Source organism: Microbacterium sp. CBA3102 (assembly GCF_007954505.1).
Classification (GTDB): Bacteria; Actinomycetota; Actinomycetes; order Actinomycetales; family Microbacteriaceae; genus Microbacterium; species Microbacterium aurugineum.
Map to the genome: position 1 here is coordinate 3,748,408 of NZ_CP042412.1, position 23,687 is coordinate 3,772,094.

The following is a 23,687-nucleotide window of genomic DNA, read 5'->3' on the forward strand; positions in this document are numbered from 1 at the left end:
TATCCTCATGGCCTTCCTCGTCGCTCCCGCCCCCGTCACCCTCACCGGAGAACTCGTCGAGCTTCGTCCGCTCGCACGCTCGCACGTCGACGGCCTCATCGACGCGGTGCAGGAAGGCGACCTGTGGAAGACGGCGTGGTACACCTCGGTTCCCGCGCCGGATGGGGTCGCCGCCGAGGTCGAGCGGCGGATGGGGCTCATCGACAAGGGCGAGATGGTGCCCTTCACCGCCTTCGACGCCGCCGGCCGCGTCCTCGGGCTCACCTCGTACTACGACATCGTCGCGGATGTCCCGCGGCTGCACATCGGCTACACCTGGAACCGGCCATCCGCGCACGGGACCGGCACGAACGCGGAGTCGAAGCTGCTGCTGCTCCGCCACGCGTTCGAGTCACTCGGGGCGTTCCGTGTCGGGCTCACCACACAGTGGGTGAACTTCCAGTCCCGCGCGGCCATCGAACGACTCGGGGCCAAACAGGACGGCGTGATGCGCGCGATGAGCCGCTATCGCAACGGCGCGTTGCGGGACAGCGTGGAGTACTCGATCATCGAGCCGGAGTGGCCCGCCGTCAGGGCGAACCTCGAAGCGAGACTCGCCAAGCGGCGGTGAGGATCACTCGGTGGGGTTGCCCGACCAGTTCTTCGAGCGGCGAGTAGCCGAACCGCCCTCGCGGAGCATGAACGCCATGGCCAGAGTCACCAGCAGGAGGCCGCCGCAGAACGCGAGCGCCTGGAACGCCGGTAGCCCGAACGAGATGCCCAGCAGCAGGATTCCCCCGATGAAGAGGATCATGAAGAAGAGGAAGCTGAGGATCACGGGATCTCCTGTCGTCGGTGCCGTTTACCAGGATAGCCCGGACACGGGAAGCCCCTGTGCACCCGCCGTGGATTCTGGTCTGCTCGGAGCATGAAGACACCACTCTCCGCGGTCGCCGTCTCCTGCACGCTGAAGCCGTCGCCCGCTGCCTCCAGTTCCGACCTCCTCGCGACCCAGGTGCTCGACGCCCTCGCCGCGCACGGCGTCACCGGCGACCTCGTCCGCGCGGTCGACCTCACCCTGAGTCCTGGCGTGGAGAAGGACATGGGCGGCGACGACGAGTGGCCGAGCATCCGACGGCGTGTGCTGGACGCCGACATCCTCGTCTTCGTCACCCCCACCTGGATGGGACAGCACTCGAGCATCGCACAGCGCGTGCTCGAGCGGCTCGACGCTGAGCTCGGCGAGACCGATGCCCGCGGCAGGCCGACCCTGTTCGACAAGGTCGCCGTGGCCGGCATCGTGGGGAACGAGGACGGGGCTCACCACATCGCGGCGACCCTGTTCCAGTCCCTGAACGACGTGGGTTACACGATTCCGGCCCAGGGCTCGGTCTACTGGAACGGCGAGGCCATGCACACGACCGACTACAAAGACCTGGAGGAGACTCCGGAAAAGGTCGCGTCGGCGATCAGCACGGCCGCGCGCAACGCCGCCCACCTCGCGAGGGCGCTCAAGGCCCAGGAGTATCCGGCGGGCTGACCTCTGACGTGCTGGTGAGCGGCAGCACCCACTCGTTCACGGTCAGCTCCGCGCCGCGGAACCGCTCGGTGACGGTCCCCGCCAAGGTGAAGCCGTTGCGTCGGCAGACCCCGTTCGACGCAGCATTCCCTACCTCGGGGAAGGCAGTCAGGAAGCGCCGGCCCGCTCGATGCGCACGAGCGTCGTCGACGACGAGCGCCAAGGCGTTCGACGCCACCCCTCGTCCTTGCGCTTCGGGCAGGACGAACCATCCACTCTCCAGTGCCGGCTCCTTCCGCCACTCGACGTGCCAGTGGCCGATCGATCCGAGCGCCGAGCCCCGGGCATCCTCGATCACGAACATCCGCGCCTCGCCGGCCTCGATCAGACGAAGATAGCGGGCGTGGCGCTCCGCAATCTGGTCTTCGGTCTCGGGGCCGCCCAGATGATCGGTCATCGCCGGGGTGTTCGCGGCGTGCAGCAGATCGTGGTCGTGTTCCGACCAGAGCCGGAGTCGCAGGGGATCCATCCTTGGATGATCGCAGGCGCCTCCGACATCAGCGCCTCGTCCGCGCGCTAGCGTGAGTCGCGTAGGCGAGGGGCCACCGATGGAACCGAATCGCGCCGAGTGACGGATATCCAGTGTGACCAACGACAACGACATCATCCGCGAATCGATCCGGGCTGCGGAGAGGTTCTCCGAGATATTCGAACGACATATCGAGGCGGTCTCGGCCTATGTGGCCCGCCGCGTCGGCCCAGCCGCCAGCGACGACATCGTGAGCGAGACCTTCCTCATCGCGTTCCGCAAGCGCAGGCACTTCGATCTGGATCGCACGTCCGCGCTCCCCTGGTTGATGGGCATCGCGACGAAAGTGCTCAGCCAACACCGCCGAGCCCAGGCTCAACACTGGCGTGTGCTGCAGGCGGCCTTCGCCCACAGCGACCCGATCGCTCCGGACGATCACGACCGGTCATCCGCTCAACTCGACGCGGCGGAGGCAATCGAACGCCTCTATCCACGGATTGCCGCGCTGTCGGCTCGTGACCGCGAAGTCCTGTTCCTGCATGCCTGGGGCGACCTCACCTACGAGCAGATCGCGACCGCGTTGCGCATCCCCGTCGGCACGGTCCGATCGCGATTGAGCCGTATCCGGGCGAAGCTCGCGGCACCCCCACCGTCGCCGGAGGCTGACCATGCGCCTCGTCCCGCGACCACACACATCCGACTCGCTGAGAAAGAGATCATCCATGGACATCCTTGACACGGTGCGCGAGATGAAGCCCACCTACGCCACCTCCTCGCAGGCTCCGCGACGTGCGCTCCACCGGGAGATCGGTCGCACCCGACGTCGCCCCATCGGACGCGTCGTGGCGGTATCGGTCGGTGGCACTGCGGTGGCCGCCGTTGCCGTCACGGCCTCCCTCTTGATCCCACCAGGGGTCGTCGGCGAGCCGCGAACCGCCTCCGCTTCGACGTACCTGAACGAGACCGCAGCCTCGATCCGTGGCGCCGTCGTCCAGCCGATGCAGGTGACCATCACCACGCATCACCTGGGGATGATCGGTGGCCCGAACGAGAAGTTCCTGCCCTTCGGGAGTTTCCGAACGGGAGCGACCGCCGCTGTCGTCACGGAGGCGAGCGACACGTACGTGAGTAACACGGACCACACGTACTCGCAGACGTCGCACACCGATCTCCACGCCGCGGCGCAGTACGGCGACGAGTCGGCGGTCGAACGAGCATGGACTTCCTACTACGGCTCGCAGTATCCGATCGGTGCGGCGCCCGCGACTTCCACCGAAGTCCTCGAATACGAAGCAGCGCTCGAGTTCCTCCCCGTTTCCCCGTCTGATTTCCCCGCCGATCCCGTAGCCTTCCTCGCCGCATGGGAGGAAGGACTGGAAGCGAAGTTGGTCGCAGAGAAGGCAGAAGCGGCCAAGATGCCCCAGGACGGCGAGCCCGAGACCAACGGCCTGTACGAGAGCATCGAGGAGGAGTTCGCGGTACCTGCCGCCGAGCACATGCTCAACGCGCTCGGACACTCCGTCGTCATCCTGACCGCGTCAGCGGAGTACCGGGCGACCTTCCTCGAAGCCCTCGCTCTCGCCGGGGGGATCACGGTCGAGGAGGGCTCCTCAGCGAACAAGGTGCTCGGCTACGAGACCGACGACGCCCGGTTCCGCCTGACCGTCAATCCCGAGGCCGGAGCGATCGTCAAGATCGAGAAGTTCCTCCTTCGCGCCCTCCCGGAGCTCTGGAACACGCACACGAAGGACGACCCGCTCGTCGACGTCGGGTCTGCTCCGTTCCTGCCGGCGAACGTGCCGGACTTCTCCGCTTCCTTCACGTCGCTGCCGTTGGGCTGATCACGCGAAAGCCCCCGGCCCGCCGCTCGAGGGGAGCTGCGGGCTGGGGTCTTCGTGGTGACCGACGAGGGATGACGCCGCGCCATCAGGCGGGGAACCTGCGGATTTTCCGATGGGCGGACTGCGGGATACTGCTAGCGGGGCGACCTCTCCGTGAGGTCTTCTTTCCGACGTGTTCCGGCCCACATTGCGCCACCGCCGAGGAGAAGCATCGCCAGAACTCCGCCGAGCGCCGGCCACACCGGAAACGAAGAGCCCGTATTCGCAAGTCCGGCCGGTCCCGAAGCGCCGCCAGCAGTCGACTGCTCGCTGTTCGTGAAGGTGCACGTCACATCTGCGCCTGGAGCGATCCGCAGCTGTGCGCCTTCGATCGCCACCGCATTTGCACCGTTCGCACACGCAAGGCTCTGCTGTTGGTACCCTGCCGGCCCCTCCGACTCTGTGAGCGTGTAAACGCCAGCAGCCACCGACGCGGCCGTGACCGATGCCGCGCCGCTCCTCCCTGTGATCGGGGTCGGACCATCCGCAGTCAGCGTCCACGCAGACGGTGCAGCGCTTCCCGAAGCCACCTCCTTCACCAAGGTGAGCGTGCCCATCGTGGTTGTGTTCGTGAAGGTACAGGTCACTTCCTGGCCCACGGCAAGCGTGATCCGGTTCCCATCGGTGAGAGGAACCTCAGTCTGCTCGTCGTCCAGGCACACGAGGCCGGTCTGCTCGTACCCCGCCGGCCCGCCCGACTCCGTGAGCGAGTACTCTCCCGGGGCGACCCTCGCATCGGTCACCGAGGCGGCACCCGCCGCACCGCTGATCGTGGAGGGCCCGCTTGCCGACAGCGTCCACGCCGTCGGCTCTGCGGCACCCAGATCGACCTGCTTCGAGAGTGTCAGACCCGCCGTGGTGACGGGCCCGTTCACGAACCTGCAGGTCGCCGCGACTCCCGAGTCGAGATCCAGGAAGCCGTCGGTCGTGATGATGGATTCATCGTCGGCATTCACGCAGCTCAGATCGTTGAGCTCGTAGCCATCTGGGACGTTCGTTTCGGTCATCCGGTAGAGCCCGGGCTCGATCTCACCGAGATCGAGGGTCCCGGTGCCACCGCTTGTCGTGATCGAGAATTCAGTACTGCGGCTCGGGTCATCGACGGGCGGATCCTGCCCTTGGTCCTGTTCAACCAGCTCGAAGCCGAACTCTCCATCCGGCATGTCCTCAACGAGCTTCTCCACCGAGATCGTCGCCGGAATGATCCTCCCCAGCATGCAGAGCATCGTCGTCTCGGATTCCGGGGTGTACACCACGGGACCAGCCAGCACATTCGTGGAATCGCAGGTTCCGCCGACGACCGGTGCCCAGCCTCCGATACCCACTCGCACTGACGTCTCGCCCCAGGTGAGCGTTTCTGACGGATCGGTCGGATCCACGGGCACGACATACAAGCTGTCCGCGCAGGCCACCCGCTGCGTCGTCACCGGGTTCAAGGAACTCGGAAGGTTCGGGTCGTTGAACGTAAACGATGCCGGACCCGTGTTGTATCCGTTGACGTATGCCGGGACGGTGGTCCCGCCCGCGAACGAGTTCGTCTCGCCGGGTTGGAACTGACAGTCAGCCGTTGTCGGTACGGGGTCGCCAGGCAGCTGGAACTGCTCAGGGCTCTCCTGCAGCCGAATCCGGTACGACGCATCAAGCTGCTCCTGTGCGAGTGTGTACGGGTTCGTGATGGTCATCGACGCGTCGAGGTTGACCCAGTGCAGACCGTTCTGGATCGTGTTGTTGAAGTGCGTGAAGCGCCCGATCTCGAAATATTCGCCCACCGGGGACGCGGCAGTGATGCCTTCGAAGCCCAAGCCGCTGCTCTGCTCAGGCGACGGCCAGCACGGCGGGGTCGGACTGCTCAGAACGCTGAGCTGCGTACCTGAACGCACCTGATTGGATGCCCCCCACGCCGTCGACTGGTTGTTCGTCGGCGAGAAGGTCGCTGGATCGCCGGTACCGTAGTTCACGCACAGCGGCGCTGTCGTTCCGTCGGGGCGGGAGGGACTGCTGAACGAACCGACGGACCGTACCAGCAGGTCATTGCTCCCCACAGCGGATGCCGTCACGCTCGGGACCGCCACCAACAGCATCACCCCGAGCGCGGCTGCGGTCACCCCTGCCCAGACTCTGGTTCTTTGCCTTTTCATAAGCCCCCCCGGTGCGGCTTCTTCGGTAGTGGCGTGAAAACTCCGGCCACGGCGCCGCAGAAGTCGAAGCATAACATGGCCTTAGGCCTTAGGCCTTAGGCCTTAGGCCTAAGGCCTAAGGTGTATGCTTTCGGTGCGATTGATGCACCGTGATCGACGCGCCTCCCGGAAGCGTCGACGCGATCAACGCCGTTGCTGTAACTGCCACGGCATTCGTGCGGACTCGTCGAAGCCACCTTGACGCACGGCACACCGACAGGTTCGTCCCGTCGGTCGCCCAGGCCCACAACGATCCTGCCCCCCTGCGGCCTGATCACCGAAGAACCGAAAGGCGGCATCCCATGGCCCCCTCGACCAAGCCGACCGCACCGGTTCAGGCGACCCCGGCAGCTCCCGCCGCAGACGTTACCTCGGCCTTGCCTGATGCACCGCGACGACGCGGGACCGGCGGCCTGTACCCGCGCCTTCTGGGAGCGCAAGTATCCGAAGCCATGTATACGGCAGTGAAGACTGAAGTAGCCCGCCGAACCGCTGCCGGCGAACCCTCCGACGTGGCGTCAATCGGCGCTGTCGTGCGCGAAGCCGTCTCCAAGTACCTCAACATCCCCGCCTGACGGAAAGCCGACGAACTCCGGCAGCCACGACCCGCTGAGCTCGTCCGACTGAATGGCGCGCGTCAGAGAAATTGCAAGAAGGGTCGCGGAATCAGAGAATTCCGCGACCCTTGCAGGATCAAACCTGGGTTGTGAAAGACGTCAGCCGAGACTGCAACGGTGTGCGGCGTCGACCAGCCTGGCGCAGATCTGTCGCAGTTGGCTCAAGCCCCGTCTGAACTTCAGCACCACCAGATGCGCACCGATGACGTCCATCGGCGGTGGTGATTCCGCGTAGCCCGTACCCGTACACTGCCGAACCCTCGATCCGCCGGGCACTCCAGGGACCGGCCGGAGCGACCGCGCCGTTACCGGCAACGGCGACGCGCGGCACACTTTGATTCGTCTTCGAGGAGTTCGCGCATGGGGGCTTAGGACTCGTTCATCGCCCGCTCGACCGGAGCAAGCCGCGCCGAGTCGGCGACCTTCTCGCGTCGATGATTCCGCGCGGGTCACAAAGTCCACAGGCTCACCAGACCGCTGATATCAGCCACGCTGAGCGCCGGTCCGATCACGAGGACCCAGGTCTCAACCTCGACGACCGTCCTCTGCGCAGCGTCGTCTCCGGTGCACGAGCTGAGGTATGTCGCTGCGGGGATCAGCAAGCACGCCGCCACGACTTTCCAGGGCGCTCTTCTCGGGCGCGTCATGGCGACGTACCCACACTCACTCCGTACTTCCCCGCGTTCTCGGTCATGGATAGGTACACCGATTCGTCCCCAGCCCGCTGTTCGAACACCGGCGGGCAGTCCAGATCCTCCACCGACAGCGCGCCACCTCCGAAGCGGCCCGTGATCTCCCCGCAGCTATACCGCGACTGGCTAGTGGTGGTCAGTCCACTCGCGCGGTACACACTGTCCACGATGAAAATCGAGAAGGTCAAAGATCCGTCGCTGTTCTCCGTCATACCGAAAAGCGCACGTGTCTGAATCGCGTCCAGCGGTTCGGTCTCGTAGCCCCTCGCATCCGCCAGGAAGATCGCGGAGATATCTTCTGTCGAGATCTCACTCGCCGCAGAGCGCTCCGCGAGAAGATCGCTGATCTGAGCCGTCGTGTTCTCTAGTGACAGAGCCACCCCCTGCTCCGCCGCAGTCACAGCTTCCTCGTAGATGCGCTGGCCGCTGTCGCACCCGGCAAGCCCGGCGATGAGCAACAGTCCAGCCGCTGTCGCGACCGTTCGCGCTAACGGTAAAGGTCTCCGGTCCATGTTTCGTTCCCTCCTCCCAGGCACGCTGTCGTGAGCCGAGCGTCCATCGCGTACGTGTTTCCCGGTAGGTCTGGTGTATTCAACGAGTCTGGCGCATGGCGGAAGTTCTGCTTGTCATGCGCGCTGGTCCGAGACAAGGAGTTGCTCGTCTGCGTGCCCGCAGCGCCGGAGCGTAGCCCCAGACGGCGCCCCTGTCCGCAGCTACTGAAGGAGCGGACACTCATTGCTGTCGGCCCCTCCATCCATCGCAAGGTGGCGTAGCAAGTCGTCGGTGCGCCCGCGGCCAGAGTGGGGCAGACAGCGGAACCCGTTCCGTTGCGACGGCATTGTTGGCCGCTTGCGCGTAGAGGTCAGTCCCGAACTGATTCGGGACTGACCTCTGCGCCGATATACCGAACCCGGCAGCATTGGGTGGATGGATCCATGTTCCGGCGTCGCCCGGGGTGGTCGTCAGCACCAACCGGCGGAGCACCGGGTTTTCCGCGCATACGTTGTGCCCACTGAACGATACTGCGGACTCTCGTATGTCACCTAGGCGCCCGCGTCGAAAGCAGCCTTCGTCAAAGCCTGGTCGAGGCGCCGACTGACGCTATTCAGCCATGACTTATAACGCAACTTCACGACGAATCGGCGTGCAGCCTCACCAGCGGGATCCTCAAAGGGGACGTCAGGCCACGAACTGGTGATGCTCTGGGGAGTGGGGTGCGGCTTGCTGGGCATCGGCCTCGCACCCCACTCTCAACGGTTTCTTACGCCAACTACCGAGTCTGTGACGGTTCCTGTGACGGGCGCCAACTTCAACGTGTGGCGGCGCCACAATGCGTGACGCCGCACAGGCATTCTCAGAAGTCCCAGTCGTCGTCTTCCGTGGCCTCGGCCTTGCCGATGACGTACGACGAGCCCGACCCCGAGAAGAAGTCGTGGTTCTCGTCGGCGTTCGGCGAGAGCGCGGACAGGATCGCCGGGTTCACGTTCGTGACGCTGGAGGGGAACATCGCCTCGTAGCCCAGGTTCATGAGGGCCTTGTTGGCGTTGTAGTGCAGGAACTTCTTCACGTCCTCGGTCAGACCGACGCCGTCGTAGAGGTCCTGCGTGTACTGCACCTCGTTGTCGTAGAGCTCGTACATCAGCGAGAACGTGTAGTCCTTGAGCTCGTCACGACGCTCCTGGGTCTCGTTCTCGAGGCCCTTCTGGAACTTGTAGCCGATGTAATACCCGTGCACGGCCTCGTCACGGATGATGAGGCGGATCAGGTCGGCCGTGTTCGTCAGCTTCGCCTTGGACGACCAGTAGATCGGCAGGTAGAAGCCCGAATAGAAGAGGAACGACTCCAGCAGGGTGGAGGCCACCTTGCGCTTGAGCGGGTCATCGCCCTGGTAGTAGTCCATGATGATCTGAGCCTTCTTCTGAAGGTTCGGATTCTCGGTCGACCACCGGAACGCCTCGTCGATCTCCTTCGTCGACGCGAGAGTCGAGAAGATCGAGGAGTAGCTCTTCGCGTGCACCGACTCCATGAACGCGATGTTCGTGTACACGGCCTCTTCGTGAGGCGTGATCGCGTCGGGGATCAGCGACACCGCACCCACGGTGCCCTGGATCGTGTCGAGCAGCGTCAGACCAGTGAACACCCGCATGGTGAGCAGCTGCTCGTCGGGGGTGAGCGTGTTCCACGACTGCACGTCGTTCGACAGCGGCACCTTCTCCGGCAGCCAGAAGTTGTTCACCAGACGGTTCCAGACCTCGAGGTCCTTGTCGTCCTGGATGCGGTTCCAGTTGATCGCCTGCACGCTGGAGACCAGCTTGAGTCTTTCAGGGGTCATGTTCTTCGTCGTTTCTCGGTTTTCAGCCGCGTTCTCGGGTCGACAGGTTCTCAGGTCAGAGCATGCACGAGACGCACTCGGCCATGTCGGTGCCCTCGAGCGCCAGCTGACGCAGACGGATGTAGTAGATCGTCTTGATGCCCTTGCGCCACGCGTAGATCTGCGCCTTGTTGATGTCGCGCGTGGTGGCGGTGTCCTTGAAGAACAGCGTCAGCGACAGACCCTGATCGACGTGCTGGGTGGCCGCCGCGTACGTGTCGATGACCTTCTCGTAGCCGATCTCGTATGCGTCCTGGTAGTACTCCAGGTTGTCGTTCGTCATGAACGCCGCCGGGTAGTACACGCGACCGAGCTTGCCTTCCTTGCGGATCTCGATCTTCGACGCGATCGGGTGGATCGACGACGTGGAGTTGTTGATGTACGAGATCGAGCCCGTGGGCGGGACCGCCTGCAGGTTCTGGTTGTAGATGCCGTGCTTCTGGATCGAGGCCTTCAGCTCGACCCAGTCCTCCTGCGTCGGGATGTGCTTGCCGGCGAAGAGCTCCTTGACCTTCTCGGTCGCGGGCACCCACGCCTGATCGATGTACTTGTCGAAGAACTCCCCCGACGCGTACTTCGAGTCCTCGAACCCGTCGAACGTCGTACCGCGCTCGATCGCGAGGTTGTTCGAGGCACGCAACGCGTGGAACAGCACCGTGTAGAAGTAGATGTTCGTGAAGTCGATGCCCTCTTCCGACCCGTAGTGCACGTGCTCGCGAGCGAGGTAGCCGTGCAGGTTCATCTGGCCGAGGCCGATCGCGTGCGAACGGTCGTTGCCGTCCTCGATCGAGCGCACCGAGCCGATGTGGCTCTGGTCGCTGACCGCGGTGAGCGCGCGGATCGCCGTCTCGACGGTCTGGCCGAGGTCGTCGGCATCCATCGACAGCGCGATGTTCATCGAGCCGAGGTTGCAGGAGATGTCCTTGCCGATGTTGTCGTACGACAAGTCATCGTTGTAGGTGGTCGGCGTGTTCACCTGCAGGATCTCGCTGCAGAGGTTGGACATGTTGATCCGACCCTTGATCGGGTTGGCCTTGTTCACCGTGTCCTCGAACATGACGTACGGGTAGCCGGACTCGAACTGGATCTCGGCGACGGTCTGGAAGAACTCGCGCGCGTTGATCTTGGTCTTCTTGATGCGCGGGTCGTCGACCATCTCGCGGTACTTCTCGGTGACCGAAATGTCGCCGAAGGGCACGCCGTAGACCTTCTCGACGTCGTACGGCGAGAACAGGTACATGTCTTCGTCGTTCTTCGCGAGCTCGAACGTGATGTCGGGGACGACGACGCCCAGCGACAGGGTCTTGATGCGGATCTTCTCGTCGGCGTTCTCACGCTTCGTGTCGAGGAATCGCATGATGTCGGGGTGGTGCGCGTTGAGGTACACCGCTCCCGCACCCTGACGGGCACCGAGCTGGTTGGCGTAGCTGAAGCTGTCTTCGAGCAGCTTCATCACGGGGATGATTCCGGACGACTGGTTCTCGATCTGCTTGATCGGCGCACCCGACTCGCGGATGTTCGACAGCAGCAGTGCCACGCCGCCACCGCGCTTGGACAGCTGCAGCGCGGAGTTGATGCCGCGGGCGATGGACTCCATGTTGTCCTCGATGCGCAGCAGGAAGCAGCTGACGAGCTCACCGCGCTGTGCCTTGCCCGCGTTGAGGAACGTCGGGGTGGCCGGCTGGAAGCGACCGGAGATGATCTCCTCGACGAGGGCGACGGCGAGCTTCTCGTCGCCGTCCGCGAGGCCGAGGGCGGTCATCACGACGCGGTCCTCGAAGCGCTCGAGGTAGCGCTTGCCGTCGAAGGTCTTGAGCGTGTAGCTCGTGTAGTACTTGAACGCACCCAGGAACGTCTCGAAGCGGAACTTCTTGCCGTAGGCGAGGTCGTTGAGCTTCTGGATGAACTCCATCGAGTACTTCTCGATGACGGCGCCCTCGTAGTACTCCTTCTCCACGAGGTAGTCCAGGCGCTCCTTGAGCGAGTGGAAGAACACCGTGTTCTGGTTCACGTGCTGCAGGAAGTACTCCCGCGCGGCCCGCTTATCGGCGTCGAACTGGATCTTCCCGTTCGCGTCGTACAGGTTGAGCATCGCGTTGAGGGCGTGATAGTCGAGTCCCTCGTAGGAGGGGTTCGCCTTGAATGCCACTGTCTCGGTCACTGAAGCTGCCACCGTCGTTCCAATCCGTCGCTCACGCGATCCACATCGTCCTGTGTGCCGAAGATCTCGAGCCGATACAAGTGAGGCACGTGGCACTTGCGGCTGATGATGTCACCGGCGAGGCAGAAGGCATCGCCGAAGTTGGTGTTGCCCGCGGAGATCACACCGCGGAGGTGACGCCGGTTGCGCTCGTCGTTGAGGAACCGGATCACCTGCTTGGGAACGGCGCCCTTCTCGACGCCTCGTCCCGCGCCCCCGCCATAGGTGGGGGTGACCAGCACGAAGGGCTCGTCGATGACGAGGTCTTCTTCGTTCCGGTGGAGGGGGATTCGTCGGGCGGGGAGCCCGAGCTTCTCGACGAACCGCGCGGTGTTACCCGACACGCTCGAGAAGTAGATCAGGAGCGGCGCTGCGGTCGCGACGGCGCTCATGGGAGGTCACGCCAGACGAGAGGCGAGCTCGTCGATCTTGTCGGGACGGAAGCCCGACCAGTGGCCCTCGTCGGTGACGACGACAGGCGCCTGCAGGTAGCCGAGCGCCTTGACCTGCTCGAGGGCCGTCGGGTCCTCGGAGAGGTCGAGAACCTCGTACTCGATGCCCTTGGCATCCAGGGCACGGTAGGTCGCGTTGCACTGAACGCAGGAAGGCTTGGTGTAGACCGTGATCGACATCTTTTCGTAACCCCTCAAATCTCTGGCCTGCTTCTCATCAGGCTGTTTCCCGGTAGACCCCCTGCCGGGACTTCAATACTACATATGGGGACCGACATTGGGGGCGACCACAAGGGGTAGTAGTTACATCCGTGTAGTTATCCACCGTTCTCCACGGCCTCAACACAGGTTCTCCACCGTTTCCTCCACAGGCGAAGGCCCCGTCCTGAGGGGCGCGAACCGCGTGAAATCGCGGCTGGGAAGCCCCTGTGAACGATCCATCCACAGGGGGCACCGTACGCCGGTCCTCGGACATTCGGATTCCTGTGGAATTCGTCGTTCGGCGTGTCGCGGCGTGTCGCCGCACGAGCGCTTCCACGACCGCCTCCGAGGCCCGGTACCGTTGTCTCGTGGCGGGATATCGGGATCTTCTTCGCACGCCTGGTGTGGCGCGCATGATCGCGGCTCAGCTGACCGCGCGCTTCCCCAACGGCATGATGTCGCTGGCGATCCTGCTGCACGTCGAGCAGCAGACCGGGTCGTACGGATCGGCCGGACTCGTCCTCGCGGCGACCAGCGTCGGTCAGGCCGTCGCAGGTCCCGTCACGAGTCGGTGGATGGGCGCCTGGGGGATGCGGCGGGTGCTCACCCTGACGCTCGCCGTGTGCGTCGTCGCGGTGCTCGGCCTCGCGGTCCTTCCCCTCGATGTGCCCGGCTACATGGCCCTCGGGATGGTCGCCGGGCTGTCCACCCCGCCGGTCCAGGCTGCAGTCCGCACGATCTACCCGAAGCTCGTCAACTCCTCCCACCTCACTCCGCTGTTCTCCCTCGACGCGTCGCTGCAGGAGATCATCTGGGTGCTGGCGCCGGTCGTCATCACGCTCGTGTCCACCCAGGTCGGGACCACGGAGGGCCTTCTGCTCGTCGCGATCGTCCTCGTCGTCGGTGGAGCCTGGTTCATCCTCTCCCCCGAAGTCGGACGCGTGCGCATCCCGCGCAGCCGCCATGCACTGGGCAAGGTCGTCCTCAAGCCGCCGGTCCTGCTGGCGACGGTGATCGGCTTCCTGCTGATCGGCGCCTGTGCCGCCGTGGAGGTGGGCGTGGTGGCCACCTTCGAACACGGAAGCCTGGCGGCCGGACTCATCCTCGCGGTGTTCTCGGCCGGGAGCCTGGCGGGCGGCCTGGCGTTCGGGCACATCCCCATCGGCCCCTGGGCCATGGCTCGCCGTCTGCTGATCGTCACGATCGGACTCGGCCTGACGATGGTCATGCTCAACGTGTTCTGGCTCGGCGGCACCCTGATCCTCGCGGGCATCGGCATCGCCCCCGCCCTCGCCGTCCTCTTCGCCATCACCACCGCGAGTGTGAAGTTCAGCGAGACCGCGGAGGCGTTCGGCTGGGCCGGCACCGGCCAGCTGATCGGCGCGGCCGCCGGTTCCGCCGTCGCCGGCTTCCTCGTCGATGTCAGCGACTGGCGAGGCGCGTACCTCGCCGCCACGATCTTCGCGGCGGTCGGGCTGATCGTCTCCGTCGTCTTCGTCCGTTCCTTCCCTGATCTGCGTCATCGCGACGCAAGCCCGCATCCCGACACCGAACCCTTGGCGGTCACTCCTTCATGAACTCCCCTTCCACTCCGAGCTCCGCCCCCGAGATCGTCTGCGTCGGCGAGTCCATGGTGTTGATCACCCCGACCGACGCCGGTCTCGCCGATGCCGGGCAGGCGACGCTCGGTCTCGCCGGCGCGGAGGCGAATGTGTCCGTCGGCGTCGCCGCCAGCGGACACCGCGCCGCCTGGGCCTCGCGACTCGGCGCGGACCCGATGGGCGACCGGATCACCTCGGAGCTCGAACGTCGTGGCGTGGAGCTGTGGGTCGAACGGGACGAGAACTCCCCGACCGGAGTCATGTTCAAGAACCCCGGCGTCGAGACGTCGACCGTCTACTACTACCGCCGAGGATCGGCCGCCTCCCTCATGGAACCCGGTTTCCTGGCCCCGTCACGGCTCGTGGGTGTGCGCATCGTGCACACGACCGGGATCACCCCCGCCCTCTCCGCGTCCTGCCGGGAGATGACCGATCGGCTCTTCATCGATGCCCGCACGGCGGGCGCTCTCGTGTCCTTCGACGTGAACGACCGCCGTCAGCTGTGGAGCAGGGAAGACGCGGCCGAGACCCTCGCCCGCCTGGCCGACGCCGCCGACATCGCTTTCGTCGGGCGCGACGAGGCGGAGCGCATCTGGGGGACGGTCTCACCTGCCGAGATCCGTGCGTTCCTGCCGAACTGCGGCCTGCTGGTCGTCAAGGACGGCGACGTGGGGGCGACCGCCTTCGAGGGCGAATCCGAGCCGGTGTTCGTCCCCGCCCCGGTGGTCGAGGTCGTCGAGCCGGTCGGGGCCGGAGACGCCTTCGCCTCCGGCTTCCTGAGTGCGACCCTCGACGGCGACGACCTCGCCACGCGCCTCTCCGCGGGTCACGCCGCAGCCGAGCGCGTCCTGACGATCGCGGCCGACCTGCCGCCTCTGGTGCCGCTCGACTGACCGCGCCCCCACCGGTCGTAGGCTGGTGCCATGCCCGCACCGCTCACCCTGCCTCGTATCGCCTGGGGCTCCCCCACGGCCTCTCGGCGGGCCCTCCTGGTCCACGGTCTCGGTTCCTCCGGCGCTCTGATGTGGCGCCTCGGCAATGCTCTCGCCACGGCGGGCTGGCATGCGACGGCCGTCGACCTCCGCGGACACGGCGACGCCCCGCGGTCCCTCGACTACAGCGTCGCCGCGTATGGTGCCGATCTCGCGGCGACACAGCCCGATGACGGCGGCCCCTGGGACGCGGTCATCGGTCATTCGCTCGGAGGTGCCGCCAGCACAGTCGCCGCGGCAGCCGCTCCGGAGTGGACGCGGCGCCTGGTCCTGATCGATCCCGCGATCCACGTCGACGGGCGCGATGCCGCCATCGTCAGGAAGAGCCAGGAGCGCGCGTTCGCGGACACACGACTCGAGGTCGTGCAGGAGGAGCATCCGCACTGGCATCCGCAGGATCACGAGCTCAAGATCGACGCGGTACGGCGCGCAAGCGCATGGGCGGTGGAGCAGACCAGCGCCCAGAATCAGCCGTGGGACGTGCGAGCCGACGCCGCGCGCCTCACGGTGCCGACCCATGTGATCGGCGCAGACCCCGCCGTCTACAGCATCTTCACGGGTGCCCTCGCGAAGGAGGTCCTCGCGGCGAACCCCCTGATCACCCTGTCCATCGTCGAGGGTGCCGGACACTCCCTGCACCGCGACCGCCCCGACGAATCCATCCGGCAGCTTCTGGAGGCACTGGCATGAACGACTTCGATCCCACGACCTTCCTGCCCGACGACCTCCTCGACCGCATCCGCGAACGCGCTCCGATCCACGACCGCGAGAACACCTTCCCCCAACAGGACCTCGAGGAACTGCGCGACGCGGGCTACCTGTCGATCCTGGTGCCGGCGGAACGCGGCGGCGGGGGGCTCGGTCTCGCCGAGGCCGCGATCCTGCAGCAGCGCCTCGCGGGCGCCGCACCGGCGACGGCCCTCGCGATCAACATGCACCTGGTGTGGACCGGCGTCGCGAAGGTGTTCTCCGATCGCGGGGTCCCCGGCCTGGAGTTCGTGCAGGACGGCGCGGTCGCGGGCGAGGTCTTCGCCTTCGGCATCAGCGAAGGAGGCAACGACCTGGTCCTGTTCGGCAGCGACACCGACGCGGTGCCGGACGGCGACGGGGGCTATGCGTTCACCGGAACCAAGATCTTCACCTCCCTCGCTCCGGTGTGGACGCGACTCGGCCTGCACGGACTCGACACCACGAGCGCCGATGCCCCGCAGCTCGTGTTCGCCTTCATCGACCGGACGGATGCGGTGACGACGTCCGACGACTGGGACACGCTGGGCATGCGGGCCACGCAGAGCCGCACCACACGACTGGACGGCGCCGTGGCGGAGGCCGATCACGTGGTGCGCCGCATTCCGCCCGGACCCAGCCCCGACCCCATCGTGTTCGGCATCTTCTCGGTGTTCGAGATCCTGCTGGCCTCGGTCTACACCGGCATCGCGCGCCGTGCCCTCGAGCTCGCGGTCGCGACCGCGCAGAAGCGGCACTCCAAGAAGACCGGCGCGGCATACAGCCAGGATCCCGACATCCGCTGGCGCATCGCCGACATGTCGATCGCCTACGACGCGCTCCCTCCCCAGATCGCCGCACTCGCCCGTGACGTCGACGACCGCGCCGATCACGGGGCGCGCTGGTTCCCCCTGCTGTCCGGCGTCAAGCACCGCGCGATCACGATGGCGAAGCAGGTCGTGGACGAGGCGATGCTGGTCGCGGGCGGCGGCTCCTACTTCTCGGCGAACGAGCTGTCGCGGCTCTACCGGGACGTCCTGGCCGGCGCGTTCCACCCCTCCGACCCGGAATCCGCGCACTCCACCGCGGCGAGCGCGTTGCTGGGACCGATCGACAGCTGAGCCCGGACAGCCGATTCCGCCGACATTCGCCCTCAATACGGCGGAATCGGTTGCCAGAGGCGCACTCGAGTGCGAAGATCGCACCATGGGTTCGGTGAAGAAGCATCCCCCTCTCGATGCGATCTCCAAGACGATCATCGAGTTGCTCCAAGAAGACGGCCGTCGCTCCTACTCCGACATCGGACGTGTCGTCGGGTTGAGCGAGGCTGCCGTACGTCAGCGGGTGCAGCGGCTCACCGAGTCCGGCGTGATGCAGATCGTCGCCGTGACCGACCCCATGCAGCTCGGCTTCCCGCGCCAGGCCCTGATCGGCATCCGCGTCTCCGGCGACACGCGCCACGTCGCCGAGGCCGTCGCGGCGATCGATGCGGTCGACTACGTGGTCATCACGGTCGGCTCCTTCGACGTGCTCGCCGAGGTCGTCTGCGAGGACGACGACGACCTGCTGGCACTGATCAACGACACCATCCGGCCGATCGACGGAGTCCTCTCCACCGAGACCTTCATCTACGCGAAGCTGCAGAAGCAGCTCTACAACTGGGGGACCAGATGAACACCGCCCGCACCACTCCCTCGGAGTCCGCACTGCAGACGATGGCGAAGGACCATCTGTGGATGCACTTCACGCGCCAGTCGACGATGGCCGAGTCCGGTGTGCCGATCATCGTGAAAGGCGAAGGGCACCGGATCTGGGACGCGAAGGGCAAGGAGTACTTCGACGGCCTCGCCGGCCTGTTCGTCGTGAACGCCGGACACGGTCGACGTCGGCTTGCCGAGGCCGCTGCCGCACAGGCATCCGAGTTGTCGTTCTTCCCGCTGTGGTCCTATGCCCACCCGGCGGCGATCGAGCTGGCCGACCGTCTCGCCGACGAGGCGCCCGGTGACCTCAACCGCGTCTTCTTCTCGACCGGTGGCGGCGAGGCGGTCGAGACCGCGTTCAAGCTGGCCAAGCACTACTGGAAGCTGCGGGGGAAGCCCACCAAGCACAAGGTCATCTCGCGCGCGGTCGCCTACCACGGCACTCCGCAGGGAGCGCTGGCGATCACCGGCATCCCGGCGATGAAGTCGATGTTCGAGCCGGTCACGCCCGGAGGCTTCCGCGTACCCAACACGAACTTCTACCGCGCGGCCGAGATGGGAGGACCCGCCGACGACCTCGAAGCCTTCGGCCGGTGGGCGGCCGATCGCATCGAGGAGATGATCCTGTTCGAGGGAGCCGACACGGTCGCCGCGGTCTTCCTGGAGCCGGTGCAGAACTCGGGTGGGTGCTTCCCTCCCCCTCCCGGCTACTTCGCCCGGGTGCGCGAGATCTGCGACCGCCACGATGTCCTGCTCGTCTCGGACGAGGTCATCTGCGCGTTCGGTCGCCTCGGCCACACGTTCGCCTGCACGGGGCTCGGGTATGTGCCCGACATGATCACCTGCGCCAAGGGGATGACGAGCGGATACTCCCCGATCGGCGCGACGATCATCAGCGACCGGATCTACGAGCCGTTCTCGCACGGCGACGTGTCGTTCCCGCACGGTTACACGTTCGGCGGGCACCCCGTGTCGGCTGCGGTCGCGCTGGAGAACCTCGCGATCTTCGACGAGGAGGGACTCAACGCCCACGTGCGTGAGAACTCGCCGCTCTTCCGCGCCGAGCTCGAGAAGCTGCTCGACCTGCCGCTGGTCGGCGACGTCCGCGGGGACGGCTACTTCTTCGGCATCGAACTCGTCAAGGACAGGGGCACGAAGGAGACCTTCGACGATGCCGAGTCCGAGCGCCTGCTGCGCGGCTTCCTCTCCCCCGCATTGTTCGAGGCCGGTCTGTACTGCCGCGCCGACGACCGCGGCGACCCCGTCATCCAGCTCGCCCCTCCGCTCACGGTGGGCCCTTCGGAGTTCCGTGAGATCGAGCAGATCCTCCGGGACGTGCTGACCCGCGCGCAGTCCGCACTGTAGGCCCCGTCCCGTCCTCGAGACCCCGTCCTGTCGTCGAAACCCCGTCCTGTCGTCGAGACCCCCGGTGGTTCACGCGACCTGGCGGGGGCCTCGACGCGGAGAGGGGGTCTCGGCATCAGTGAGAGAGACGGCGCGTTCAACCGTGCGCAGCGCTCCGCCGTGCGGTGAGGGCGAGGTGCAGCGCCGCGAGGGTCTCCCCGTCGTCGAGGTCGGCACCCAGAAGCTCGGCGATCAGGGTGAGGCGCTGGTAGAAGACGGACCGGGACAGATGGCTCGCTGCCGCCGCTGCTGACCGGTTGCCGGGGTGTGCGACGAGCGCCGCCAGCACATCCACGAGGTCGCCGCGGCGCTCCCGGTCATGCTCGACGAGCGGCGCGAGCATCCGTTCGCTGTGCTCGTGAAGCCGATGATCGTCCCGCAACGAAGCGACGAGCCGTTCGAGGGGGCGATCCTCGACCCTGCGCACACGAGGACCGGCACCCGGATGATCCCCCGCCGCGAGGTCTCGGGCGATGCGCAGGGAGGCCAGGAGTCCGAGGACGTCCTCCGCGGACGGACCGACGAACACGGTGCGGTCGGGACCCACGATGCGCGAGAGCATGGCATCGGTGAAGGGCACGGATGCCGGCACCGAGAGCAGCGCGACATCGTGGGAGTCCACGCGGGCCGCGACCACCGCGCACCCCACCTGACGCGCCCGATAGGCGAGCTCGCTCGCCGACACCGCCCCGTGCGCGACGATGCCGTGGCAGTGATGCCCGTCGAACACGAAACCACCGGCGGCGAGACGGGCGGCGATGTCGGCGGGGCTCGCGAACCGCGCTCCGAGCAGGTCGTCGATGAGTCCGCTCTGCGCCAGGATCGACCATTCGGCGTTGCCCCCGTCGGCGAGGCACCCGAAGGCCAGCGCCGTCGCCCCCTGTTCGAGCACCGTGAGTCGCCCGGCCGGATGCGCGGGCCCCTGCAGCGCTGACAGGGTCCCCCAACGCACCCCTCGCGCCTGCACGGGCACCGACTCCCCGTCGTCGGCGAGCCGCGCGAGCACCTCGACGACGGGTACGCGAAGAGGTTCGACGGCGATCACCTCGTGCGCGAGATTCTGCAGCACCACCGGAGACCCCAGTGCCCGCGCGGTCTCCGCGACCACCACGTCCGCCGGAGCGCCCTGGAGGCTGAGCGCCGTGAAGAGTTCGTGCAGGCGCTGACGCTCGGAGAGGGCGTCGGTCTGCGCGGAGATCAGCGCTCGATGCACGGCCTCGGTCACGGCCACGAACTTGACCTCGCTCGTCAGCACGATCAGCGCGAGTCCGGTCTCGGCGCACTCATCGGCCACCGCATCCGGCACCCGGGCATGCGACGCGCCGAGTTCCAGGACGATCCCCGCAATGCCCGCGCGATGCAGTCCTCGGACGAAAGCCCTCTGCTCCTCCGCCTCCTCCGGCCACCCTGCGCCCGTGCTCAGCAGCAGTTCCCCGCCGTCGAGCAGCCGGGCGACACCGGCGCTGTCGGAGACGTGAGCCCAGCGCACTTCGGCGTCGAGTGCGGTCCCACCGACGAGGACTTCCGGCGCCCCGGCCTGCACCACCGGCTCCGCGAGGACCTCGGCGACCGTGAGCAGGGCGGTGGCACGGATCGGACGATCTGTCTGATCCGACGCGAAGTCCTGACGGTCTGACATCGCTATTGCCCCCCAGACTTTGTGAACATTGAGAAACACCAGCGTAGCGAACCTCGGTCAGAGTGTTCGAGATCACTTCTTCAACACTCGGAGGAACACCGTGGACATCGTCCGTCACGTCATCAACGGAGTGGAGACCGCCGAGGCGGCTCGCACCGGCCAGGTCTTCGATCCCGCCACCGGCGAGGTCTCCACGCACGTCGCCCTCGCCTCGTCCGCCGAGGTCGAATCCGCCATCTCCGCCGCAGCGGCCGCCCTGCCCGCATGGCGCGAGACGAGCCTGATCAAGCGCGCCGACGTCTTCTTCCGTCTGCGGCAGCTCCTCAAGGAGCGCACCCCCGAACTCGCCGCGATCGTCACGTCCGAGCACGGCAAGGTGCTCTCGGATGCCGCGGGCGAGGTGTCGCGCGGTATCGAGAACGTCGAGTTCGCCGCCGGCCTCGTGCACCTCCTCAAGGGCGAGCGCTGTGAGCAGGTCGCCCGCGGCGTCGATGTCCACTCCGTCAAGCAGCCCGTCGGTGTAGTGGCGGCGATCACGCCCTTCAACTTCCCCGTGATGGTGCCGCTGTGGATGATCGCCTCTGCGATCGCCTGCGGCAACACGGTCGTCCTCAAGCCCAGCGAGAAGGATCCCTCCGCCGCCGTGTGGATCGCGAAGCTGTTCGCCGAGGCCGGGCTTCCTGACGGCGTGCTCAACGTCGTCAACGGCGACAAGGAGGCGGTCGACGCACTCCTGGAGTCGCCTCGGGTGAACGCCGTCAGCTTCGTGGGGTCGACCCCGATCGCCCGCTCGATCTACCAGCGCGCCTCGGCCGCAGGGAAGCGGGTGCAGGCGCTCGGCGGCGCGAAGAACCACATGGTGGTGATGCCGGATGCCGATATCGACGCCGCCGCCGATGCCGCGGTCTCCGCCGCCTACGGTTCTGCCGGGGAACGCTGCATGGCCGTCTCCGTGCTCGTCGCCGTGGGTGACATCGCCGACGACCTGGTCTCTGCGATCGCCTCGCGCATCGACGGCCTGAAGATCGGCCCCGGTACCGATGCCGGGAGCGAGATGGGTCCCCTCATCACGCGCGAGCACCGCGACAAGGTCGCCTCCTACGTGACGGGAGCCGACGCCGAGGGCGCGACGGTCGTCGTGGACGGCACGCAGAAGTCCTTCGATTCCGAGGGGTTCTTCCTCGGCGTCAGCCTGATCGACCGGGTCGTGCCGGGCATGAAGGTCTACGACGATGAGATCTTCGGGCCGGTGCTGTCCGTGGTGCGCGTGGAGACCTACGCCGAAGCCGTCGAGCTCGTCAACGCGAACGCCTACGGCAACGGGACCGCGATCTTCACCCGCGACGGCGGCACCGCACGCCAGTACGAGTTCGACATCGAGGTCGGCATGGTCGGCGTGAACGTCCCGATCCCGGTGCCGATCGGTGCCTACTCGTTCGGCGGATGGAAGGACTCGCTGTTCGGCGACTCGCACATCTACGGCCCCGAGTCGGTGCACTTCTACACCCGCTCCAAGGTCGTCACGACCCGCTGGCCGGACCACACCCCGTCGCAGATCGACCTCGGCTTCCCGAGCAACCACTGACTGGAGCGACCACGATGACGAACTTCACCGACCGCCACGGGGCCGCCCACCCGCTCCCCGCTCCCGAGGCCGAGGCGCAGGTGCGCGCGGACGACCGCGGCCATGTGTTCCACTCCTGGAGCGCGCAGGCACTGATCGACCCGCTGCCCGTCGCCACGGGTCAGGGCTCGACGTTCTGGGACTACCAGGGGAACGCCTACCTCGACTTCTCGAGCCAGCTGGTGAACCTGAACCTCGGGCACCAGCACCCCGACCTGGTCGCCGCGATCCAGCAGCAGGCGGGGCGCCTCGCGACCATCCAGCCCTCGATGGCGAACGACGTGCGCGGTGAGCTGGCGCGTCTGATCGCAGAGGTCGCACCCGACGGCTTGGAGAAGGTCTTCTTCACCAACGGCGGCGCCGAGGCCAACGAGTACGCGGTGCGCATGGCACGGCAGTTCACCGGCCGGCGCAAGGTGCTCTCGATGTATCGCAGTTACCACGGCTCGACGTCGACGGCGATCTCGCTCACGGGCGACCCGCGTCGCTGGGCCAATGACACGGTCGACTCCGGCGCGGTGCGCTTCTTCGGCCCCTATCTGTACCGTTCGCCGTTCCACGCCGAGACGCCGGAGCAGGAGTCCGAGCGCGCGCTCGCGCACCTCGAACAGACGATCCAGCTGGAGGGGCCGCAGACGATCGCGGCGATCATCATCGAGACCGTCGTGGGCACGAACGGCGTGCTCGTGCCACCGCCCGGCTACTTGCAGGGCGTGCGCGATCTGTGCGATCGCTACGGGATCGTGTACATCGCCGACGAGGTCATGGTCGGATTCGGTCGGCTCGGCGAGTGGTTCGGCATCGACGCGTTCGACGGGCGCCCCGACCTCGTCACCTTCGCGAAGGGTGTGAACTCCGGCTACGTGCCGCTGGGCGGGGTCGTGATCTCGGACCGGATCGCGAGTGCCTTCGACACGATGCCGTTCGCCGGCGGGCTGACCTACTCCGGGCACCCGCTCGCGTGCGCGGCCGGGGTCGCGACGTTCGAGGTGTTCCGCCGCGACGGCATCCTGGAGCGCGTGCGCGACCTGGGCGCGCGTGTGGTCGAGCCGACCCTGCGTCGATGGGAGCAGACGCACCCGAGCGTCGGAGAGGTCCGCGGGCGCGGGCTGTTCTGGGCGATCGAGCTTGTGCGCGATCAGGAGACCCGCGAGCCGCTGGTGCCGTTCAACGCGACCGGAGCGGATGCCGCCCCGATGGGTGCTTTCGCCGCGGCCGCCAAGAAGGCCGGCGTCTGGCCGTTCACGCACTTCAACCGGGTGCATGTCGCTCCCCCGCTGGTGATCGACGAAGAGGAGCTGGTGCGCGGTCTGGACGCGATCGACAGCGCGCTGACCGTCACCGACGAGGTCGCCGCCGGCTGATCCGAGCTCGAGCCCCGCGC

At 66.6% G+C, this 23,687-nt stretch carries 21 protein-coding genes and 1 pseudogene; 12 read left to right on the top strand and 10 right to left on the bottom strand.

Annotation, left to right across the window (positions count from 1 at the left end; genetic code table 11):
- Nucleotides 1-7 precede the first annotated feature (7 nt).
- On the top strand, nt 8-610 hold the full coding sequence (locus FGL91_RS18015) for a GNAT family N-acetyltransferase (RefSeq protein WP_153244539.1): 603 nt from the start codon (nt 8-10) through the stop codon (nt 608-610).
- A gap of 3 nt (nt 611-613) precedes the next feature.
- On the opposite strand, the gene FGL91_RS18020 is transcribed toward FGL91_RS18015, so the two are convergent.
- A complete protein-coding gene (locus FGL91_RS18020; protein ID WP_131491533.1) occupies nt 614-817 on the bottom strand; it encodes a hypothetical protein in 204 nt (67 codons plus the stop codon).
- 90 nt (nt 818-907) lie between these two features.
- On the opposite strand from FGL91_RS18020, the gene FGL91_RS18025 reads away from it, so the two are divergent.
- Entirely contained in the window at nt 908-1,519 is a 612-nt protein-coding gene (locus FGL91_RS18025) for a flavodoxin family protein (RefSeq protein WP_153244540.1), read from the top strand.
- Here the strand turns inward: FGL91_RS18025 and FGL91_RS18030 are convergent.
- Nucleotides 1,491-2,027, bottom strand: a complete 537-nt coding sequence (locus tag FGL91_RS18030) for a GNAT family N-acetyltransferase (protein WP_153244541.1) — start codon at nt 2,025-2,027, stop codon at nt 1,491-1,493. The genes FGL91_RS18025 and FGL91_RS18030 overlap by 29 nt on opposite strands.
- Before the next feature lie 115 nt (nt 2,028-2,142).
- Between FGL91_RS18030 and FGL91_RS18035 the strand changes: the two genes are divergently transcribed.
- A complete protein-coding gene (locus FGL91_RS18035; RefSeq protein WP_194239270.1) occupies nt 2,143-2,763 on the top strand; it encodes an RNA polymerase sigma factor in 621 nt (206 codons plus the stop codon).
- Nucleotides 2,750-3,868, top strand: coding sequence for a hypothetical protein (locus FGL91_RS18040; RefSeq protein ID WP_153244543.1), 1,119 nt, complete (start codon nt 2,750-2,752; stop codon nt 3,866-3,868). Before FGL91_RS18035 ends, FGL91_RS18040 begins: the two co-directional genes overlap by 14 nt.
- A gap of 134 nt (nt 3,869-4,002) precedes the next feature.
- On the opposite strand, the gene FGL91_RS19190 is transcribed toward FGL91_RS18040, so the two are convergent.
- The 7 genes and pseudogenes from FGL91_RS19190 to nrdH all read right to left on the bottom strand — a co-directional run bounded on the left by FGL91_RS19190 (nt 4,003) and on the right by nrdH (nt 12,596).
- Complete coding sequence (locus FGL91_RS19190) at nt 4,003-5,163, bottom strand: SpaA isopeptide-forming pilin-related protein (RefSeq protein WP_227992089.1); 1,161 nt, start codon at nt 5,161-5,163, stop codon at nt 4,003-4,005.
- A 405-nt stretch (nt 5,164-5,568) separates the two neighbouring features.
- Nucleotides 5,569-6,117: pseudogene (locus FGL91_RS19435) on the bottom strand (choice-of-anchor K domain-containing protein); the annotation flags it as partial.
- A gap of 1,227 nt (nt 6,118-7,344) precedes the next feature.
- Complete coding sequence (locus FGL91_RS18050; protein WP_153244545.1) at nt 7,345-7,851, bottom strand: hypothetical protein; 507 nt, start codon at nt 7,849-7,851, stop codon at nt 7,345-7,347.
- Between the two features lie 896 nt (nt 7,852-8,747).
- Nucleotides 8,748-9,725, bottom strand: a complete 978-nt coding sequence (gene nrdF, locus FGL91_RS18055) for a class 1b ribonucleoside-diphosphate reductase subunit beta (protein ID WP_017828866.1) — start codon at nt 9,723-9,725, stop codon at nt 8,748-8,750.
- A gap of 55 nt (nt 9,726-9,780) precedes the next feature.
- Nucleotides 9,781-11,925 (bottom strand): class 1b ribonucleoside-diphosphate reductase subunit alpha, encoded by a 2,145-nt coding sequence (gene nrdE / locus FGL91_RS18060; RefSeq protein ID WP_047519077.1) that lies wholly within the window; start codon nt 11,923-11,925, stop codon nt 9,781-9,783.
- A complete protein-coding gene (nrdI, locus tag FGL91_RS18065; protein WP_131491526.1) occupies nt 11,922-12,356 on the bottom strand; it encodes a class Ib ribonucleoside-diphosphate reductase assembly flavoprotein NrdI in 435 nt (144 codons plus the stop codon). Before nrdI ends, nrdE begins: the two co-directional genes overlap by 4 nt.
- Nucleotides 12,357-12,362: 6 nt before the next feature.
- Nucleotides 12,363-12,596, bottom strand: a complete 234-nt coding sequence (nrdH, locus tag FGL91_RS18070; protein WP_047519073.1) for a glutaredoxin-like protein NrdH — start codon at nt 12,594-12,596, stop codon at nt 12,363-12,365.
- Between the two features lie 434 nt (nt 12,597-13,030).
- On the opposite strand from nrdH, the gene FGL91_RS18075 reads away from it, so the two are divergent.
- From FGL91_RS18075 to FGL91_RS18100, 6 genes are all read left to right on the top strand, one after another.
- The gene (locus FGL91_RS18075; protein ID WP_153244546.1) at nt 13,031-14,194 is read left to right on the top strand and encodes an MFS transporter; all 1,164 of its coding nucleotides are present in this window, start codon (nt 13,031-13,033) and stop codon (nt 14,192-14,194) included.
- Entirely contained in the window at nt 14,191-15,111 is a 921-nt protein-coding gene (locus FGL91_RS18080; RefSeq protein ID WP_153244547.1) for a sugar kinase, read from the top strand. Before FGL91_RS18075 ends, FGL91_RS18080 begins: the two co-directional genes overlap by 4 nt.
- Nucleotides 15,112-15,141: 30 nt before the next feature.
- Nucleotides 15,142-15,900 carry an alpha/beta fold hydrolase gene (locus FGL91_RS18085; protein WP_153244548.1) on the top strand — a complete coding sequence of 253 codons (759 nt, stop codon included), beginning with the start codon at nt 15,142-15,144 and terminating at the stop codon, nt 15,898-15,900.
- A complete protein-coding gene (locus tag FGL91_RS18090) occupies nt 15,897-17,057 on the top strand; it encodes an acyl-CoA dehydrogenase family protein (protein ID WP_153244549.1) in 1,161 nt (386 codons plus the stop codon). The genes FGL91_RS18085 and FGL91_RS18090 overlap by 4 nt, the downstream gene beginning before the upstream one ends.
- Nucleotides 17,058-17,142: 85 nt before the next feature.
- Entirely contained in the window at nt 17,143-17,610 is a 468-nt protein-coding gene (locus FGL91_RS18095; protein ID WP_047519065.1) for an Lrp/AsnC family transcriptional regulator, read from the top strand.
- The gene (locus tag FGL91_RS18100; protein WP_153244550.1) at nt 17,607-19,001 is read left to right on the top strand and encodes an aspartate aminotransferase family protein; all 1,395 of its coding nucleotides are present in this window, start codon (nt 17,607-17,609) and stop codon (nt 18,999-19,001) included. Before FGL91_RS18095 ends, FGL91_RS18100 begins: the two co-directional genes overlap by 4 nt.
- A gap of 136 nt (nt 19,002-19,137) precedes the next feature.
- Here FGL91_RS18100 and FGL91_RS18105 read toward each other — a convergent pair whose 3' ends face one another.
- The gene (locus FGL91_RS18105) at nt 19,138-20,679 is read right to left on the bottom strand and encodes a PucR family transcriptional regulator (protein ID WP_153244551.1); all 1,542 of its coding nucleotides are present in this window, start codon (nt 20,677-20,679) and stop codon (nt 19,138-19,140) included.
- Nucleotides 20,680-20,779: 100 nt separating this feature from the next.
- Here FGL91_RS18105 and FGL91_RS18110 point away from each other — a divergent pair, with 100 nt between their 5' ends.
- Entirely contained in the window at nt 20,780-22,264 is a 1,485-nt protein-coding gene (locus FGL91_RS18110) for a CoA-acylating methylmalonate-semialdehyde dehydrogenase (protein ID WP_153244552.1), read from the top strand.
- Between the two features lie 14 nt (nt 22,265-22,278).
- Nucleotides 22,279-23,667, top strand: coding sequence for an aspartate aminotransferase family protein (locus FGL91_RS18115; RefSeq protein ID WP_153244553.1), 1,389 nt, complete (start codon nt 22,279-22,281; stop codon nt 23,665-23,667).
- The last annotated feature ends 20 nt before the right edge of the window (nt 23,668-23,687 follow it).